The organism is Aeromonas sp. QDB20 (assembly GCF_027707805.1).
Lineage (GTDB): Bacteria > Pseudomonadota > Gammaproteobacteria > Enterobacterales > Aeromonadaceae > Aeromonas > Aeromonas dhakensis.
Genome location: NZ_JAPCJC010000002.1, coordinates 251,431 through 268,653, shown reverse-complemented (window position 1 = coordinate 268,653; position 17,223 = coordinate 251,431). Strand labels below are relative to the sequence as shown.

At 63.2% G+C, this 17,223-nt stretch carries 12 protein-coding genes; 7 read left to right on the top strand and 5 right to left on the bottom strand.

Annotated elements, in window-relative coordinates:
- Positions 1-25 precede the first annotated feature (25 nt).
- Both PG897_RS03100 and PG897_RS03095 read right to left on the bottom strand, forming a co-directional pair.
- Entirely contained in the window at positions 26-2,170 is a 2,145-nt protein-coding gene (locus PG897_RS03100) for a TonB-dependent siderophore receptor (protein ID WP_201880821.1), read from the bottom strand.
- Positions 2,171-2,424: 254 nt separating this feature from the next.
- Positions 2,425-3,402 (bottom strand): AraC family transcriptional regulator, encoded by a 978-nt coding sequence (locus PG897_RS03095; protein ID WP_201880819.1) that lies wholly within the window; start codon positions 3,400-3,402, stop codon positions 2,425-2,427.
- A gap of 186 nt (positions 3,403-3,588) precedes the next feature.
- Between PG897_RS03095 and PG897_RS03090 the strand changes: the two genes are divergently transcribed.
- On the top strand, positions 3,589-4,329 hold the full coding sequence (locus tag PG897_RS03090; RefSeq protein WP_010634159.1) for an SDR family oxidoreductase: 741 nt from the start codon (positions 3,589-3,591) through the stop codon (positions 4,327-4,329).
- 116 nt (positions 4,330-4,445) lie between these two features.
- Here PG897_RS03090 and PG897_RS03085 read toward each other — a convergent pair whose 3' ends face one another.
- Positions 4,446-5,351: a LysR family transcriptional regulator gene (locus PG897_RS03085; protein ID WP_005300262.1), complete on the bottom strand. Its 906-nt coding sequence runs from the start codon at positions 5,349-5,351 to the stop codon at positions 4,446-4,448.
- A 101-nt stretch (positions 5,352-5,452) separates the two neighbouring features.
- Between PG897_RS03085 and PG897_RS03080 the strand changes: the two genes are divergently transcribed.
- The 3 genes from PG897_RS03080 (at position 5,453) to PG897_RS03070 (ending at position 8,869) form a co-directional block, all read left to right on the top strand.
- Positions 5,453-6,091, top strand: a complete 639-nt coding sequence (locus PG897_RS03080; RefSeq protein ID WP_065017736.1) for an NAD(P)-dependent oxidoreductase — start codon at positions 5,453-5,455, stop codon at positions 6,089-6,091.
- Between the two features lie 451 nt (positions 6,092-6,542).
- Positions 6,543-7,613 carry an isopenicillin N synthase family dioxygenase gene (locus PG897_RS03075; RefSeq protein WP_201880818.1) on the top strand — a complete coding sequence of 357 codons (1,071 nt, stop codon included), beginning with the start codon at positions 6,543-6,545 and terminating at the stop codon, positions 7,611-7,613.
- 92 nt (positions 7,614-7,705) lie between these two features.
- Positions 7,706-8,869: a trans-sulfuration enzyme family protein gene (locus PG897_RS03070; protein ID WP_270828731.1), complete on the top strand. Its 1,164-nt coding sequence runs from the start codon at positions 7,706-7,708 to the stop codon at positions 8,867-8,869.
- Between the two features lie 93 nt (positions 8,870-8,962).
- Here PG897_RS03070 and PG897_RS03065 read toward each other — a convergent pair whose 3' ends face one another.
- Positions 8,963-11,734: a M16 family metallopeptidase gene (locus tag PG897_RS03065; protein WP_226014446.1), complete on the bottom strand. Its 2,772-nt coding sequence runs from the start codon at positions 11,732-11,734 to the stop codon at positions 8,963-8,965.
- 569 nt (positions 11,735-12,303) lie between these two features.
- Positions 12,304-13,419 carry an aspartate-semialdehyde dehydrogenase gene (asd, locus tag PG897_RS03060; RefSeq protein WP_024941583.1) on the bottom strand — a complete coding sequence of 372 codons (1,116 nt, stop codon included), beginning with the start codon at positions 13,417-13,419 and terminating at the stop codon, positions 12,304-12,306.
- Positions 13,420-13,758: 339 nt separating this feature from the next.
- On the opposite strand from asd, the gene sugE reads away from it, so the two are divergent.
- From sugE to focA, 3 genes are all read left to right on the top strand, one after another.
- Complete coding sequence (sugE, locus tag PG897_RS03055) at positions 13,759-14,073, top strand: quaternary ammonium compound efflux SMR transporter SugE (protein ID WP_024941584.1); 315 nt, start codon at positions 13,759-13,761, stop codon at positions 14,071-14,073.
- A 127-nt stretch (positions 14,074-14,200) separates the two neighbouring features.
- Complete coding sequence (gene ycaO, locus PG897_RS03050) at positions 14,201-15,961, top strand: 30S ribosomal protein S12 methylthiotransferase accessory factor YcaO (protein WP_024941585.1); 1,761 nt, start codon at positions 14,201-14,203, stop codon at positions 15,959-15,961.
- 381 nt (positions 15,962-16,342) lie between these two features.
- Positions 16,343-17,191 (top strand): formate transporter FocA, encoded by an 849-nt coding sequence (gene focA / locus PG897_RS03045; protein ID WP_005300246.1) that lies wholly within the window; start codon positions 16,343-16,345, stop codon positions 17,189-17,191.
- The last annotated feature ends 32 nt before the right edge of the window (positions 17,192-17,223 follow it).

Genomic DNA, 17,223 nt, shown 5'->3' with positions numbered 1-17,223 from the left:
CCCGGGCGCGGCCCGGGACGCAGGGTCAGAATACGTATTTGAGTCGCGCCTCCATGCTGCGCTCGGCGCCGAACCAGCAGTTGTTCTGGTCGTAGCAGGAGTAGTAGGTCTTGTTGAACAGGTTGCTGGCGCTGAGTGACACCTCCACCCCTTGCAGACGCTGGCTGAGCTGGGCCAGATCGTAGGAGGCGGCCATGTCCATCAGCAGGTAATCCGGCACCGTATCCGTGTTGGCGGCATCAAGCTGGGCCTCCCCCACGTAGCGCAGGCCAGCCCCCAGGCGCGCCCCTTCCAGCGGGCCGGCCGGCAGGTAGTTGCTCCACAGCGAAGCCATTTGCTTGGGTACCCAGACCGGCGTCTTGCCCTGCAGGCTGGTGGTGTCGCGGGTGATCTCCATCTGCTGACGGGTATAGCTCAGCGCCAGACCCCAGCGGCTGGTGAGATCGAGTCGCCCCTCCAGCTCGACCCCCTTGGAGACCATCTCGCCGGTCTGCAGCTTGGGCCCGTAGACGTTGTCCGGATCCGTCACCAGGGAATTTTGCTTGGTGATGTGGAACGCCGAGAGAGTGGCGGTCTTGCTCATGTCTTCGGAGAGGAACTTGAGCCCCCCCTCCCACTGCCGGCCGGTGGCCGGTTTGAACGCCTGGCCCTGCTTGTCTGCCCCCGCCACCGGCTCGAAACTCTCGGCATAACTCACATAGGGCGAGAGGCCGTGATCCAGCTCGTAGAGGGCGCCGAGGCGCAGCGAGAGGTTGTCCTGATCGATCTGGGCCAGGGTGTTGCTCGCCGCCCCCTGATAGAGGGTCCGGCTGTCGGTGTCCATCCGGTAGCGGTCGTAGCGGGCGCCGCCGATGGCCACCAGCCGATCGAGACGCACCTGATCCTGCAGATAGAGGCCGCTCTGGTACTGGCGGATGGTTCGGTTGTCCTGATAGTTGAAGGCCAGGTTTGCCGGCACTATCTGCTGGTGGTTCGGGTTGAAGATGTCGATGGCGGGAGCGGAATAGTCGAGGGTATCCCGGTAGAGAATGCGCGCATCCAGATACTGGTAATCGACCCCCAGCAGCAGGTTGTGCTGGGCCTTGCCGGTCTGCACCTTGCCCGCCAGCTGGTTGTCGATGACAAAACCGCGGGACTCTTCATCGGTCAGGTAGGCGTTGCGGGCCAGGGTGCGGTGGTCGGCCGCCAATGCCGCGTTGTAGGTGTTCTGCTGGTTGGCCGAGGCATCCATGTAGCGGGCGTTTTGCAGCAGTTGCCAGCTGGCGTTGAAGTCGTGGCTCAGCTTGTAGCCAAGCAGGGTCACCTCCCGGCTGTATTGGTTCCAGTTTTCATCGCCAAGGAAGGTATCGCTACCCAGCTGGCCCAGCGGGTTGGACTTGACCGAGCCGCTGGCCGGTACCGTGGTGTAGATGCCGGCTTGCGGGTCTTTCTGGTAATAGAGGTTGAGGTTTAGCAGGGTGCGCTCACTCAACTGCCAGTCGAGAGAGGGCGCCAGCACGTAGCGCTCCTCCTCTGAGGTCACCGCCTGGCCCTCTTTCTGGCGGGCCAGCCCCACCAGCCGATAGGCAAACTGATCGTTGAGGACGCCGGTGCTGTCGAGGGTCAGCTCCTTGAGATTACCGGTGCCACTCGCCAGGCTCACGCTGTGGCTGGCCTCCCGCTGGGGGCGCTTGGCGATGAGGTTCACCATGCCGCCGGGGGGCATGCTGCCGTAAAGCACGGAGGTGGGCCCCTTGAACACCTCCAGCTGCTCGATGGCCACCGGATCGATCTGGGGCTGCAGGTTCCAGTCGTTGTACTGCAGCAGCAGGCCGTCGTAGAAGTTCTGGTAGTTGTCAAAGCCGCGGATGTTGAACAGATCCAGCCGGTTGACCGCCCCGCCCCGCAGCTCGGTGTTGACGCCGGGCACGTAGCGCAGCGCCTCGCTCACCGAGCTGACGCCGCGCTGTTCCAGGGTGTCACCCTCCACCACCGAGATGGCCTGGGGCGTCTCCAGGGGGTCGAGCCGGGTCTTGGTCGCGGTGTTGCGATAGGTCTCGCCGAGCACGGTCAGGGTCTCGTCGGCCCGCGTCTGTGTCGAGCGCTCGGCAGCGGCTGCCTGCACAGGGCCAGCCAACAGGGCGCAGATAGTCGCGGCGACCAGGGTCAAAGGGGGGTGAGTGGCGTACATCTGATCCTCGAATGCAATGAGCGAATAGTAACAAATCTCATTTGCATTTTATTGGGTCATTTTGCCCTTGAATTAACAATTTGGGGCATGTTGGCGCGAAAGAGGGAGAAAATGCGGCCAAGCTGGCCCCATCCGGCAACCTCAACTGACGGCAGACACGCAGGCGATGTCGAATGGATAGCAAAGCCTGGCGCAATCAAAAGGGAAAGAGGGATAGCAGCGCCCGGCATCCGCCGGGCAAGGGAATAGCCGTGTCAGAGAGGGTCGACGGGCAGCCAATACTCCATGCGGGCATCCGGCTGGTTACCGTCAAAATCGGGGGCGTAACGCTCCAGCTCGAAACCGTCCAGCCCGCGATAGCCGGAGCTCGGCAACCAGTGCAGGATAAACCAGTTGAGGGTCTGCCCCAGCTGACTGACGGGGCCCACGTGGCTTAGCACCGCGTAGGTCTGGGCCGGTACCGGGAGGCGCGCCAGACCGGCAGGCAAGCTGGCCCCCTCCTCCATCACGCTGCCCGCCCAGTAGGGGAGCGACTCGCCGGCGCCAGAAACATCCACCACCCCCACCCGCTCCTGCCCGGGTGGCAAAGCGCCCGCCGTGCGCAGGGCACGCCAGATGGCGGGCACCGTCTGCTGAAAGTCGGGGGCGGCGGCAAACAGCCCGCGGATCTGCCCCTTCACCCCTTGCAGGATAAAGCCCGGCTGGCTCTCGATCCGCACCTGTACCAGCCTGGCAGGCATGGGCTGCGGCAGGGTAGCCCGCACCAGAGGGGTACGCAGCCCCAGCCGTAGGCCCCGCTTGCGATAGGCCAGCGGCGAGCAACCGAACTGCTGCTTGAAGGCGCGGCTGAAGCTCACCTCGGAGCCAAAACCGTAACAGAGCGCCAGATCCAGCACCCGCTGGCGGCCAGACAGCAAGGCCTCTGCCGCCTGGCTCAGCTTGAGCTCGCGCACATAGTGGGCCACCGTCAGCCCCGTCTCATGGAGGAACACCCGCTGCAACTGCCAGCGCGACCAACAGCTCTGCTCCGCCAGCTCGGCCAGCGCCAGCGGCTGATCCAGGTTGGCGTGGATGTAGTCGAGCACCCGTTCGATGCGGGTCAGCTGGCTGTGCGGCCGGGGTTCGACCTCTGGGGCGGAAGAGAAGCTGGTCATGGCGAGATCGGATCTGGGCTGTCGGCAAGGCGCTGCGCGCAAGGGCCCCATTAAACATGGCCGCCACCTTGGCGGCAAGGGCTGGCGATATGGTCACGTCCGCCCTCTTGCCAGGTGGCTCGAGTGCTGGTCCGTCAAGCCAGCTTGGCAGGCTGTCACAAAAGTGACGCGTTTGCCTGTCAGATTGTTTGAAAACAAATATATCAATTACCCCAAAAAGCCCATAAAGTCCTCGTTCGAATCTTTTATGCAGGGAGAGCCTAGATGAAGAAAGTTGCCTTGATCACCGGAGCCCGTGGCGGCATCGGATCCGCCATCACCACCGCCTTGCTGGCCCAGGGGTATCGCATCATCGCCACCCACTCCAGCGCCAACGGCGCGGCGGCGCACGACTGGTATGCAGAGCAGGGTTTTAGGCCGGATCAGGTGCGGCTGCTGGCGCTGGACGTGGCCGACACCGCCATGTGCCGCGAGGCCCTGGGCCGCTTGCTGCAGGATGAAGGGCGGGTGGACGTGCTGGTCAACAATGCCGGCATCACCCGGGACGGGGCCTTCAAGCGGATGACCCCGGAGCAGTGGTTCGAGGTGATCCACACCAACCTGTGCAGCCTCTACAACGTGACCCAGCCGCTGTTCGACGCCATGTGCGAGCAGCGTGATGCCCGCATCATCAACATCTCCTCGGTCAATGGCCAGAAGGGGCAGTTCGGCCAGGTCAACTACTCGGCCGCCAAGGCGGGCATGCTGGGCTTCACCAAGGCGCTGGCGGCAGAAGGAGCCCGCTTCGGGGTGACGGTCAACGCCATCGCCCCCGGCTACACCGCCACCCCCATGGTGGAGGCGATCCGCACCGACATCCTCGACAGCATCAAGGCCGACATACCGATGCGCCGGCTGGCCAAGCCGGAAGAGATCGCCGCCGCCGTGGTGTTTCTTGCCAGCGAGGCGGGTGCCTATATCACCGGCGAGACCCTGGCCATCAACGGCGGTCTCTACATGAAGTGAGGCCTGGCCTTGTCTAATCGACATAGCGCATCGACAGAGGGCAGCCCGCGGGCTGCCCTCTTTGTTTGATCCTGGTTTGCTCCGGCCAACCGGAACGGCCTTCTTCCTTGCCCGGACTACGGACGTGTCGCCGCGGCCCCCACCGGTTCGGCGAAGTGGCTGCGCAGGGCGGCGATCACCCGGCGCACCTTCTCCGGGATCTCCCGCTGCGGGGTGATGGCGTGGATCTCCATGGGTGGCACCCGAAAGCCCGGCAGCAGTTCCAGCAGGCGGCCCGAGGCGAGATCTTCGGCGATCTCCCCCTCCGGCTGCAGCGACACCCCCTGCCCCGCCAGGGTGAACTGGCGCAGCGGCAACACGTTGTTGCACACCACCCGCGGCTTGGGTTTGACCCTGTGCCCCTGCCCCTTCTCGTCGAAGAAGGTCAGGCCGCCGCTCAGCATATCGGCGGCCAGCCAGTCGTGATCCAGCAGCGCCTCCGGGCTGCGCGGGGTGCCCTTGCGCGCCAGATAGGCGGGCGAGGCGCACAGCAGCATTCGGGTCTGGCCCAGCTTGCGCGCCACCAGGGTGGAGTCCGAGAGCGTGCCGACCCGCAGCGCCACGTCGATGCGCTCGGCAATGAGATCCCGCTTCTCGTCGTCGGCGATGATCTGGATGCACAGGCCGGGGTGGGCCTGCAGCAGCGGCGACAGTGCCCGTGCCAGCGGCTGGCCAGCCATCCCCACCGGCGCGGTGATCCGCACCTCCCCCAGCAGGCTGTCGCGTACCTCCGAGAGGCGCAGCTCGGTCTGGTTGAGGGTCTGCTGCAGGGACTGGCACCCCTGCCACACCACCTCCCCCGCCTCGGTCAGGTTGAGGCGGCGGGTGGAGCGGTGCAGCAGGGTGAGGCCGAGCAGGCTCTCCAGCTGGCTGATATGCTGACTGACGGCGGAGGGTGTCATGCCGAGGGCCTTGGCGGCACCGGTCATGCTGCCCGCCTCGACCACGGCGGCGAAGATGGCGTAACGCTTGAGCTGTTCCATTATTAAATCCAGCTTATAAGTGAATGCAATTTACAACGGATTATTAAATCACATTCGAGGGCGTAGGATAGCCCCATTCCAACAGTGAAGGAGAATCTCCCATGAAAATTGCCCTGATCGGTGCCAGCGGTTTTGTCGGTACAGCCATCCTCAATGAAGCCGTCAGCCGCGGCCATCACGTCACCGCCATCGTGCGTGACGTGAGCAAGGTAGCCGCTCACCCGCAGGTCACCGCCGTGGCGGTGGATGCCCAGGACAGCCAGGCGCTGGCCAAGGTGCTCAAGGGGCACGATCGGGTGATCAGCGCCTACAACCCGGGCTGGACCACCCCGGACATCTACGACCAGTACCTCAAGGGGGCCAGCGCCATCGTGGCCGCCGCCGTCGCGGCCAACAGCTGGCTGCTGGTGGTCGGCGGGGCCGGCAGTCTGGAAATTGCCCCGGGCGTGCAACTGGTGGATACCCCGGAGTTCCCGGCCGAGTGGAAACAGGGGGCCCTGGCCGCCCGCGACGGCCTCACGGCGCTTCGCCGTGAAACCGCCCTCGACTGGCGTTTCGTCTCCCCCCCCGTGTTCCTGGAACCCGGCGAGAAGCGTGGCGGCTACCGGCTCGGTGCCGATCAGGTGCTGTTCAGCGGTGAACAACCGGCCGGGATCACGGTCGGCGATCTGGCCGATGGCGTGCTCAACGAAGCGGAAAAACCGGCCCACCTGCGCCAGCGCTTCACTCTGGGTTACTGAGCCTGACCTCGGCACCACACAGGGCTGCGCGCCCGTCACACAAAGGGAGGCATCAGCCTCCCTTTTTGCATCTCTGTATTTGGGAATCTCTGTGCTGGCAGCGATGCTCGCCTCTCTATTTGCCCAACTTGCCCAACTCGCACTCACATTGCGCTCAAGCCGGTACATGCCGAGTCAGGCCAACATGGGTGCCAAGCGCGCCGGTATATTGCCATTATCGCCGCTCAATCCGCAGCCACCCGGATGGGTGGCGAATTCTATTTCGATTTTTGTATATAACTAAGAATAATTTGTTGTTTCCGTCTTATAACTCCGAACAGTAGCATCTCCCTCAATCCAAATGGCGCCATCCCTGGCAACAGGGCGTTGGCCGGTTTATCGGTCAGGGCGTCGTCGTTTTCATGTCAGGTGTGCGGGTAGCCTCCCGCCCCTGGTCAGTGAGGAGGTGCACATGGAACATTCACCACTGCCGATCATCGATCTCGCCGCCCTCGATGGCGCCCCAGAGACCCGTCGCCAGATGCTGGCCACCCTTGGCCGGGCGGCCCGTGAGGTGGGCTTTTTCTATCTGATCGGCCATGGCCTGAGCGAGCAAGAGCAGCAGGAAACCCTGGCGCTGGCGGCCCGCTTCTTCGCCCTGCCACAGCAGGAGAAACTGGCGGTGCAGATGGTGCACTCCCCCCACTTTCGCGGCTACAACCAGGTGGGGGCCGAGCTCACCCGGGCGCGGCCGGATCTGCGCGAGCAGTTCGATATCATGAATGAGGCGCAGGCCCTGCCTTCGGCGCAGATACGTGAACCCTGGCAGCGACTCATCGGCCCCAACCAATGGCCTATCGCCCTGCCCGACATGCAGGCGCAACTGCTGGCGTGGCAGGAGAGGTTGAGCGCCATCAGCCTCACCCTGCTGGCCGCCTTCGCCGAGGTGCTGGAGCAGCCAGCCGGGGTGTTTGACGAGAGCATTCGCGGTGCCCCCTATCAGCACATGAAGCTCATTCACTACCCGGGGCAAGCCGAGGGGGGCAGCGGTCAGGGGGTGGGTGCCCACAAGGATCCCGGCTACCTGACCCTGGTGATGCAGGATCATCACTCCGGGCTCGAGGTGGAAACAGCGAGTGGCTGGATCTCGGCGCCGCCCCTGCCGGGGGCCCTGGTGGTCAATATCGGCGAGCTGCTGGAGCTCGCCTCCAACGGCTACCTCAAGGCCACCCTGCACCGGGTAGCAAGCCCGCCGCCCGGCGTCTCGCGCCTCTCCTGCGCCTTCTTCATGGCGGCGCGGCTGGATGCCACCGTGCCGCTGCTCAGCCTCTCCCCCGCGCTGGCAGCCCAGGCGCTGGGACCCGAGAGCGACCCGACCAACCCGCTCTTTTATCAGGTGGGGGAGAACGTACTCAAAGGGAGGCTGCGCTCCCACCCGGATGTGGCGGCCCGCCACTATGGCGTCGCCCCGGCGTCCGCCAATGCGCAGACAAGCAGCGAACAGACGGCAAAGCGCGAACGGCGCGAGCCACAACTCGCCTGACGCTGCCATACCTAATAGACGGGGGGCGCCGCGGCGCCCCTTCAGATGACACAAGCAGTTGGGCCACAGCCTGGCAATGACGGAGCAATACAATGAAATTCAAAACCATGAGCGTGCACAGCGGCCAGCGGATCGACCCACAGACCGGCGCCCTCACCACCCCACTCTACCAGAGCAGCACCTTCAGCTACTTCAACGCCCAGGCGGGCAAGGAGCGCTTCGCAGGTCAAGCCCCCGGCTTTATCTACAGCCGCTTTGGCAACCCCACCACCGCCGAGCTGGAGCAGAAGCTGGCGGCGCTGGAAGGGGCCGACGAGGCGCTGGTGGTGGCGAGCGGCATGGCGGCGGTGAGCGCCATCATGTATGCCCTGGCCGACAGCGGCGATGATGTGGCCTATATCGGCCCCCTCTACGGCGGCACCGATGCGTTTCTCAAGCAGACCTTCAGCCGCGCCGGCATCAAGGTCACCGCCTACGAGAGCGATCAGGATCTGCTGGCCAACATCCTCCCCGCCACCAAGGTGGTACTGTTCGAAACCCTGACCAACCCCACCCTCAAGGTGGTGGATCCGCGGGTGGTGGTGGAGGCGGCTCGCAAGGTGGGCGCCATCACAGTGTGTGACAACACCTTCCTCACCCCCTACCTGCTGCGCCCGCTCGAGCTTGGCATCGACATCGTCATGCACAGCGGCACCAAGTACCTGGGCGGCCACGGCGACATCATCGCCGGGGTGGTGGCGGGCTCTCACGCGCTGATGAAGTCGATCCGCACCGTGGCCCTCAAGCACATCGGCTCCCCCATAGGCCCGCAGGAGGCCTACCTGCTGCAGCGCGGGGTCAAGACCCTGCCCCTGCGCATGGATGCCCACCTGCACAACGCCCAGCATGTGGCCGACTTCCTGGCCACCCACCCGGCGGTGAAGAAGGTGATCTACCCGGGGCTTGCCAACCATCCGGGCCACGATGCCCTCGGCGCCTTCGCCAGCGGCTTTGGCGGCATGGTGAGCATCGAACTGGAAGGCGGGTTTGAGCGCTGCGCCACCCTGCTCGACAACCTGCAGCTGTTCGTGCAGGCGGTGAGCCTGGGGGATCTTGAGAGCCTGGCCTGCCATCCGGCCAGCACCACCCACGCTGCCATGGACGAGGCGAGCCGCCTCGCCGCCGGGGTCAATGACGACCTCATCCGCTTCAGCATCGGGGTGGAAGATGCCGACGATCTGATCGCCGATCTGGCCGCCGCCCTGGCCCTTATCTGACCGTTTGCCTCTTTTGAGCGCAAAAAAACAGCCCGCCCCCTGCCAGGGGGCGGGCTGTTTTGCTTGCGGCCGTCGCCCGATAGGGGCAACCCGCTAGGGAGAGAGGCGCTGCACCGGCCAGCCCAACCCGGCCAGCTCGGGGGCCAGCGTCTTGGCATCCCCCACCACCAGGATCACCATGTCGTCGGGATCGAGCCAGCGGCGGGCCAGCTCGCGCAGGGTAAAGGGGGAAAGCTGGCTCACCTGCTGCACCTGCTGCTCCACATAATCCTGCGGCCACCCTTTGAGCAGGATGGGTTGCATGTAGGCCACCTCCTGCGGCAGCGTCTCGTAGTCGAGCGCCTGGCCATTGAGCACCCGATCCCGCAGGGTACGCACCTCCAGCCGGGTCGGCCCCAGCCGCTGATACTTGTCGAGCTCCTGCAGGATCTGCCGCAGCGCCGCCCCGGTCACTGCGCTGCGCACGCTGCTTTGCAGCAGGAAATAACCCGCATCGACGTTGCCCTCGAAGGTGGAGCCGATAAAGTAGGTGTAACCCAACTCCTCACGCAGCCGGATGTTCAACCGCTCGGCGAGGGAGACATTCATCAGCCGGGTCAGGTACTGCTCGCCGAAGGCATCCTCCGCCATGGCGCGCCGTCCCACCCGGATCTGGCTGAGCGCAGCCCCGGGATTGTCCAGCAGATAGATGGCCCGTTTGGCCTGCTGCCCACGCCACTCCAGAGAGCGCAGGGCCGCCGGCTGACCCGCTGGCTCGACTAGAAAGCCGAGGGCCTTCATCACCCGCTCCTGGGCCAGATCCCCGCTCACCACCACTTGGGCTTCCCCGCTGCGATGGACCGACTGATAAAAATGGCGCACATCGTCCAGGGTCAGCGCCCGCAGGCTGGCCACGGGATCCAGTGGCTTGTTCCCCTTGAGCAGGGCACCGAACTGCCAGTCCGCCTGCCACTGGGGATCGCGAGCCAGCTGTTGCAGCCACTGGCTGTAGTCAAACTGGCTGCGCTCGAAATCGGCGCTGCGCATGGCGGGCTGCAGCACCAATTCCCGTACCAGCGCCAGCACCTCCTCGAAATGGGAGGTGAGCCCCTGGACCTCGATGGAGCTGCGCTCCTCACCATGTTCGAATCTGATGCTGGCTCCCAGCTGGCGCGCCCGCTCCTCGATGCTCGCCTCCTGCAGCTGTTCGCTGCCAAGGGAGAGCATGGCATCGGTCAGGGTGGCGACCCCGCCCTTGCCCTGCGGCTCGGCCCGCTCACCGCCCGGCCAGTTGATACTCATGGCAAAGGCCGGCACTTCATCGCTGTAGTGGCCGAGCAGAGAGACCCGCTCACCCAGCTTGGCATGCCACAGGGTCGGCATGGGCACCGGCAAGGCACCACCACTGGCCGGCTCCTGGCGTCGATCCAGGGTCTCCTTGATCTGCCTGGGAGCCAGCGTCTGCAGCGGCCGGGCCAGCGGCAAGGGGGGCGGCTCGACGAAGTTGGGGTTGCCCGCCTGCCACTCGGGATGCTCGGCCGGCACCACGCTCAGCACCACCCTGGGCTTGTTCAACACATAGCGCGTCAATGCCCGCTGCAGATCGGCCGGCGTCACCCGGGCAAGGCGCTTGAGGTTGCGGTACTGGAAGTTGGGATCCTGAAACAGGGTATAACCTGTGCCCAGCTGCTCCACCTTGCCGGCCACGCTGTCCAGCGGCCAAATCCGTTTGGCGCGCAGGGCATTGACCGAGTGGGCCAGCTGCTCGCGGGTGACCCCGTCGCTGGCGAGCTGGCCGATGACCCGATCGATCTCCGCCTTGATGGGGCCAAGCTCGGCCCCTTTGGCCAGATTAGGAATGGCATGGATCATCAACTTGCATGCCAGCACATTGCATTCATGGCTGGCAAAGACGGAGACCAGCCTGCCGCTTTGCTGCAGCTCTCGCTGCAGAAGGCCGCTGGCCGAGCCCCCCAGCTGATCCGCCAGCAGATCGAGAGCCTCGACCCCGGGATCACTGGCAGAGACGGTCGGATAGGCCAGCACCAGCAGGGGTTCGGCCACCCGATCGGTCAGGGTGCGATAGCGGCTCTTCTTCAGCGTCACCGGACGCACCAGCGGCCGAGTCTGGGCCGGTGTGGCGGGCAAGGCCCCGAAATAGCGCTCTACCCAGGCCAGGGTCTGGGCCGGTTGAATGTCACCGCCGATCACCAAGGTGGCGTTGTTGGGCCCATACCAGCGCAGGAAGAATTGGCGCACATCCTCCAGGGTGAGGCGATCCAGATCCGCAGCCCGGCCAAACGGCGTGTTGAAGTAGGGATGATTGGGCGGGTAAAGCGTGCGATTCAGCGCCTCATAGAAGCGCCCATAGGGTTGATCTTCGACCAGGTTGGCGCGCTCGTTCTTGATGATGTCGCGCTGCACGTCCAGCTTCTGCTGATAGAGAGTATCGAGCAGAAACCCCATGCGATCCGCCTCCAGCCAGAGCACCTTCTCCAGCTGATTGGCCGGCAACGTCTGGAAATAGCGGGTCTGATCCTCCTGGGTCCAGCCGTTCACATCTTTTGATCCCATCTGTTGCAGCAGGCGGTTATGGCCCTCCTCCCCCGCGTGAGCCGAGCCCTGAAACATCATGTGCTCGAACAGGTGGGCCAGCCCGGACTGGCCCGGCGCCTCTTCTTCCAGCCCCACCCGGTAGTGGACCGCCACGTGCACCAGGGGATCGGAGTGATCCTGGGTCAGGATCACCGTCAGGCCATTGTCGAGCCGATATTGCTGATAGGGCACGATCAAGGGATCGGCCACTTTTTTCTGCTCCTTGACCAGCACGGGGCCGGCCAAGGCCAAGACACTGAAGAAATAGAGCAAACTCCACACGACTCTCATGTAATTTCCCAATTCTCGAACCTGAACATTATTATGGGTCACCGCTGCTGCCCTTCATTGGTCTCGCAGCAAGGGGAAAACGGCGACGGCACGCCATGGGCGTAACGCGCACTATTGAGCATATAAGTATTATTTTCGCCCCCCACGGGGCTGCCGCGAGCCGGCCGCCACACCGCGTCGGATCACCTGGCGCCACGGCCTCATGGTATCGGCCTGGCCAGGCGGTCAGTGTAATCAATCAGGCTCGCACTGGATATCTTGAATGGATATTCATTTGTAACAAGGCATATATCCCGCCCATCCCGCGAGCCCACAGCCCCCTATTTTGTGGTACAGATGGAATAGAACGAGTCGGCTACCAGGGCGGCGGCGGGAATATATTTCCGGCACTGACTGCTCAGTCAGGAAATAATCGATGCGCCACTGTTAATATCTATTTAGTTAATAACAGTGCCACTGCATTACAAAACCAAGACCCCATGCCTTGCAGCGTCAATGGCATCGAGTCTGCCCTGTTCCTGCCAAAAAAACAGGGGGCCTGAGCCCCCTGTCGTCGTTCCCGATTGCCATCACCCGCGGTCCAGCAGGATATTGAGCATGCGGCGCAGCGGCTCGGCGGCGCCCCACAACAACTGGTCACCCACGGTGAAGGCGGCCAAATACTCCGGACCCATGTTGAGCTTGCGCAGACGACCGACCGGGATGCTGAGGGTGCCGGTGACGGCGGCCGGGGTCAGCTCGCGGGCGGTGATGTCGCGATCGTTGGGGATCACTTTCACCCAGTCGTTGTGGGCGGCCAGCAGGGCTTCGATCTCGGCCAGCGGCACATCCTTTTTCAGCTTGATGGTGAAGGCCTGGCTGTGGCAGCGCAGGGCACCGATGCGCACGCACAGGCCATCCACCGGAATGGCGGCGTTCTCGATACCCAGGATCTTGTTGGTCTCGGCCTGGCCCTTCCACTCTTCGCGGCTCTGGCCGTTGTCGAGCTTGGTGTCGATCCAGGGGATGAGGCCACCGGCCAGCGGTACGCCGAAGTTGTCCACCGGCAGGGTGCCGGAGCGGGTCTTCTCGGTGATCTTGCGCTCGATGTCGAGGATGGCGGAGGCGGGATCCGCCAGCTCCACCGCCACCTCATCACGCAGCAGCCCCATCTGGGTGACCAGCTCACGCATGTGGCGCGCACCGCCGCCGGAGGCAGCCTGATAGGTGGCCACGCTCACCCACTCCACCAGATCGGCCTTGAACAGGCCACCCAGGGCCAGCAGCATCAGGCTGACGGTGCAGTTGCCGCCGACGAAGGTCTTGATGCCGTCGTTCAGGGCATGTTCGATGACGTCGCCGTTGACCGGATCCAGGATGATGACCGCGTCTTTCTCCATGCGCAGGGAGGAGGCGGCATCAATCCAGTAACCCTGCCAGCCGGCGGCTTTCAGGCGCGGATAGACATCCTTGGTGTAGTCGCCGCCCTGGGCGGTGATGATGACGTCCTGTGTGGCCAGCGCCGCGATGTCGAAGGCATCCTGCAAGGTGCCGGCATCGACGCCGAAATTGGGGGCGGCCTCACCGGCCTGGGAGGTGGTGAAGAAGGTGGGCTGAATACGGGCAAAATCCTTCTCTTCCTGCATCCGGCTCATCAATACCGAACCCACCATGCCACGCCAACCGACCAAACCTACTTTTTTCATAATGTCCTACCCTGGATAGCTGCTTATAGAAACCGAGTGTGATAACCGTGATCCCTTGTCCGGCGCGGGCCGTTTACAAGGGATTCACAAAATATGGGTTGCGAAAAATGCGTCTGTCCACATTACGGATTGTGACGGCGGGCGCAAGTCGAATTGCGCAATATTCTGTGCCGTTCGCTGCAATATCCGTCAGCCTGGCCGGCCTGCGGCCAGCCGGTTGGCATCCCGCCACGACTTGGGGCATCATTGAGACCGACCGGCAGCCCCGCTGCCCCTCGGGGACGACCCCGAGGCCTCCTGATGCGCAGGGACGACCCTGCTTCCTGCGGAATCTTCCCTATGTCCTGGTTGCTCCTGCTGCTGGCCGGCCTGTTCGAGGTCGCCTGGGCCATCGGCCTCAAATACACCGACGGTTTCAGCCGTCCCCTCCCCACCCTGCTGACTCTCTCTACCATGGGGGTGAGCGTGCTGCTGCTCGCCATGGCGGTCAAACAGCTGCCCCTTGGCACCGCCTACGCGGTCTGGACCGGCATCGGCGCAGTCGGCACCGTGCTGATGGGGATCTGGCTGTTCAACGAACCGGCCACCCTCGCCCGGGTGCTCTGCCTGCTGCTGATCATCGGCGGGATCCTGGGTCTGAAATTCATCGGCTGAGCCGTGACCCTGGGCGGTTGAAAGGAGAGCAAAACGGGGCATGGGCCCCGTTTTTTGCCTGCCAAACGCGCCGACCCCTGCTATTATCTGCGGCCAAACATGAGCCAATAAAAATCAGGATATCGTGATGACCGACCACACTTTTATTCCCGGCAAGGACGCGGCGCTGGAAGACTCCATCGAACGCTTCCAGACCAAGCTGCAAGCCCTGGGGTTTGATATCGAAGAGGCCTCCTGGCTCAACCCCGTGCCCAACGTCTGGTCCGTGCACATCCGGGACAAGGAGTGCTCCCTCTGTTTCACCAACGGCAAGGGTGCCAGCAAGAAGGCGGCGCTCGCCTCCGCCCTCGGCGAATATTTCGAGCGTCTCTCCACCAACTACTTCTTCGCCGACTTCTATCTGGGCGAGCAGGTAGCCAATGGCGACTTCGTTCACTACCCGAACGAGAAGTGGTTCCCCATCGAGGGGGATCAGCTGCCCGCCGGTCTGCTCGACAGCTTCACCCGCAAGTTCTACAACCCGGACGGTGAAGTGACCGCCGACATGCTGGTGGACCTGCAATCCGGCAACGAGGAGCGCGGCATCGTCGCCCTGCCCTTCGAGCGCCAGTCCGATCACCAGACCGTCTACATCCCGATGAACATCATCGGCAACCTCTATGTCTCCAACGGCATGAGCGCCGGCAACACCAAGACCGAGGCCCGCACCCAGGGCTTGTCCGAGGTGTTCGAGCGCCACGTCAAAAACAAGATCATCGCAGAAGCGCTGAGCCTGCCGGAGATCCCGGCCGAGGTCATTGCCCGCTACCCGGGCATCAAGGCCTCCATCGAGGCGCTGGAAGCCGAAGGCTTCCCCATCTACAGCTTCGATGCGTCGCTCGGCGGTCGCTACCCGGTCATCTGCGTGGTGCTGCTCAACCCGAGCAACGGCACCTGCTTTGCCTCCTTCGGCGCCCACCCGCGCTTCGAAGTGGCCTTCGAGCGCACCGTCACCGAGCTGCTGCAGGGCCGCAGCCTCAAGGATCTGGATGTGTTCGTACCACCCTCGTTTGACAACGAGCAGGTGGCGGATCACCACAACCTGGAGACCCACTTCATCGACTCCTCAGGCCTCATCAGCTGGGACCTGTTCAAGCAGGATGCGGACTTCGAGTTTGCCGACTGGGACTTCCGCGGCACCTCGCAGGAGGAGTTCGACCACCTGATCGGCATCTTCCACGAGCTGGAGCAGCCGGTCTACATCGCCGACTACGAGCACCTGGGCGTCTACGCCTGCCGCATCCTGGTGCCAGGCATGTCCGACATCTATCCGGCCGAAGATCTGCTGCTGGCCAACAACACCATGGGTGCCCACCTGCGGGAAACCATCCTGGCGCTGCCGGCGCTGGAGTGGGACGCGGAGCAATACATGGCGCTGTTTGACCAGCTGGATGAAGAGGGTCACGACGAGCGCACCCGGGTGCGCGAGCTGCTCGGCATCGCCGCCGCCAAGGGCACCGCCCTGCACACCCTGCGGGTGGGCGAGCTCAAAGCCATGCTGGCGCTGGCCGCCGGAGAACTCGACACAGCGCTCGATCTCATCGACTGGACCATGGAGTTCAACCAGTCGGTGTTCCCGGCCGATCGCGCCAACTACTATCGTGCCCTGCGCGCCTGCGTCGAGCTGTTCCTGGACGAGGATCGTGACCCCGAGCAGTACCGCGCCGTGTTTGCCCGCATGTATGGCGAAGAGACGCTGGCGCAGGCTTGGGCCCACGCCAGCGGTGAAGCGCGCTTCCACGGACTGGCTGCCGCCGATCTCTCCCTCAGCCAGTTCCCGCTGCATCAGAAGCTGCTGGCTGCCTACGAGAAGCTGCAGAAGGCCAAACGAGCCCATTCATGGGGTTGATGTGGTAACATTCCGAAGGGGCCCTGATGGCCCCTTCTGTTTTATGGTCAGCCAAACGGCCATTTGTTATTCAAAGATGAAATAAAAAACAAAAAATACCTCTTAGGGGGTTGCCAACAAGGAGTAGCGAGTGCTGGGGAGACGCAAAGATGCCTTGCCGGCACACTTTTTCAGGGATGAAAAATAAATTGTTTAAAATCATGACATTAAAAAAACCACGTTTCTGTTTCAGCTGAAACCTGGTGTAAAGAATCGCTGCCGGGGGACTCAAATATTTGTAGTAAAATTACATTCACAATCTGCAATTCTTGATCGGAGTCAATTTTGACGATCTGGCCCTTTGTTATGATTTCCACAGGCAAAACATCAGGTACATGAGAATTGAAAGCAGAATCTCCCTTTGATTGTCTCAAGCCAGAAGCCATCGCTGCACTGGCAGAAGATATAACCTATGCCAAGGCCACCAAGCCCGCATACAAGGTCATCCCCCTGGCCATCACAGCTGGCGCCTTCATCGCCATCGCTTTCGTCTTCTACATCACAGTCACCACCGGTGCCGGCAATGTGGCCTGGGGCCTCAGCAAGCTGGTCGGCGGTCTCTGTTTCGCTCTTGGCCTGATCCTCTGCGTGCTGCTCGGCGCCGAGCTGTTCACCTCCACCACACTCACCCTGGTGGCCAAGGCGGCGAATCGCATCACCTGGGCCCAACTGTTCAAGAACTGGGGACTGGTCTACTTCGGCAACCTCATCGGCGGTCTTATCATCGTCGGGCTCATCATCATGTCGGCCGAATACATGGCGGCAGATGGTCAGTGGGGCCTAAACGCCCTCAAGGTGGCCCAACATAAGATCCACCACACCTTCTTCGAAGCCGTGGCGCTTGGCATCCTCTGTAACCTCATGGTGTGTCTCGCCGTGTGGATGGCGTTCGGCGCCCGCAGTGCCACCGACAAGGTGATGGTCATGCTGCTCCCCGTCGCCATGTTCGTGGCCTCCGGTTTTGAGCACAGCATCGCCAACATGTTTATGATCCCGGTCGGCATCGCCATTCACAGCGTCGCAGGCCCGGAATTCTGGCAGGCCATCGGCCAGGATCCGGCGACCTTTGCCGACCTGACCGTATCCAACTTCGTCCTGCACAACCTCATTCCTGTCACCATAGGTAATATCATTGGTGGTGGCGTCATGGTTGGGCTGACTTACTGGTTTATCTTCCGTCGCCATCATTAAGGATGGCGGCAGACACATAAATACCTTGAGAG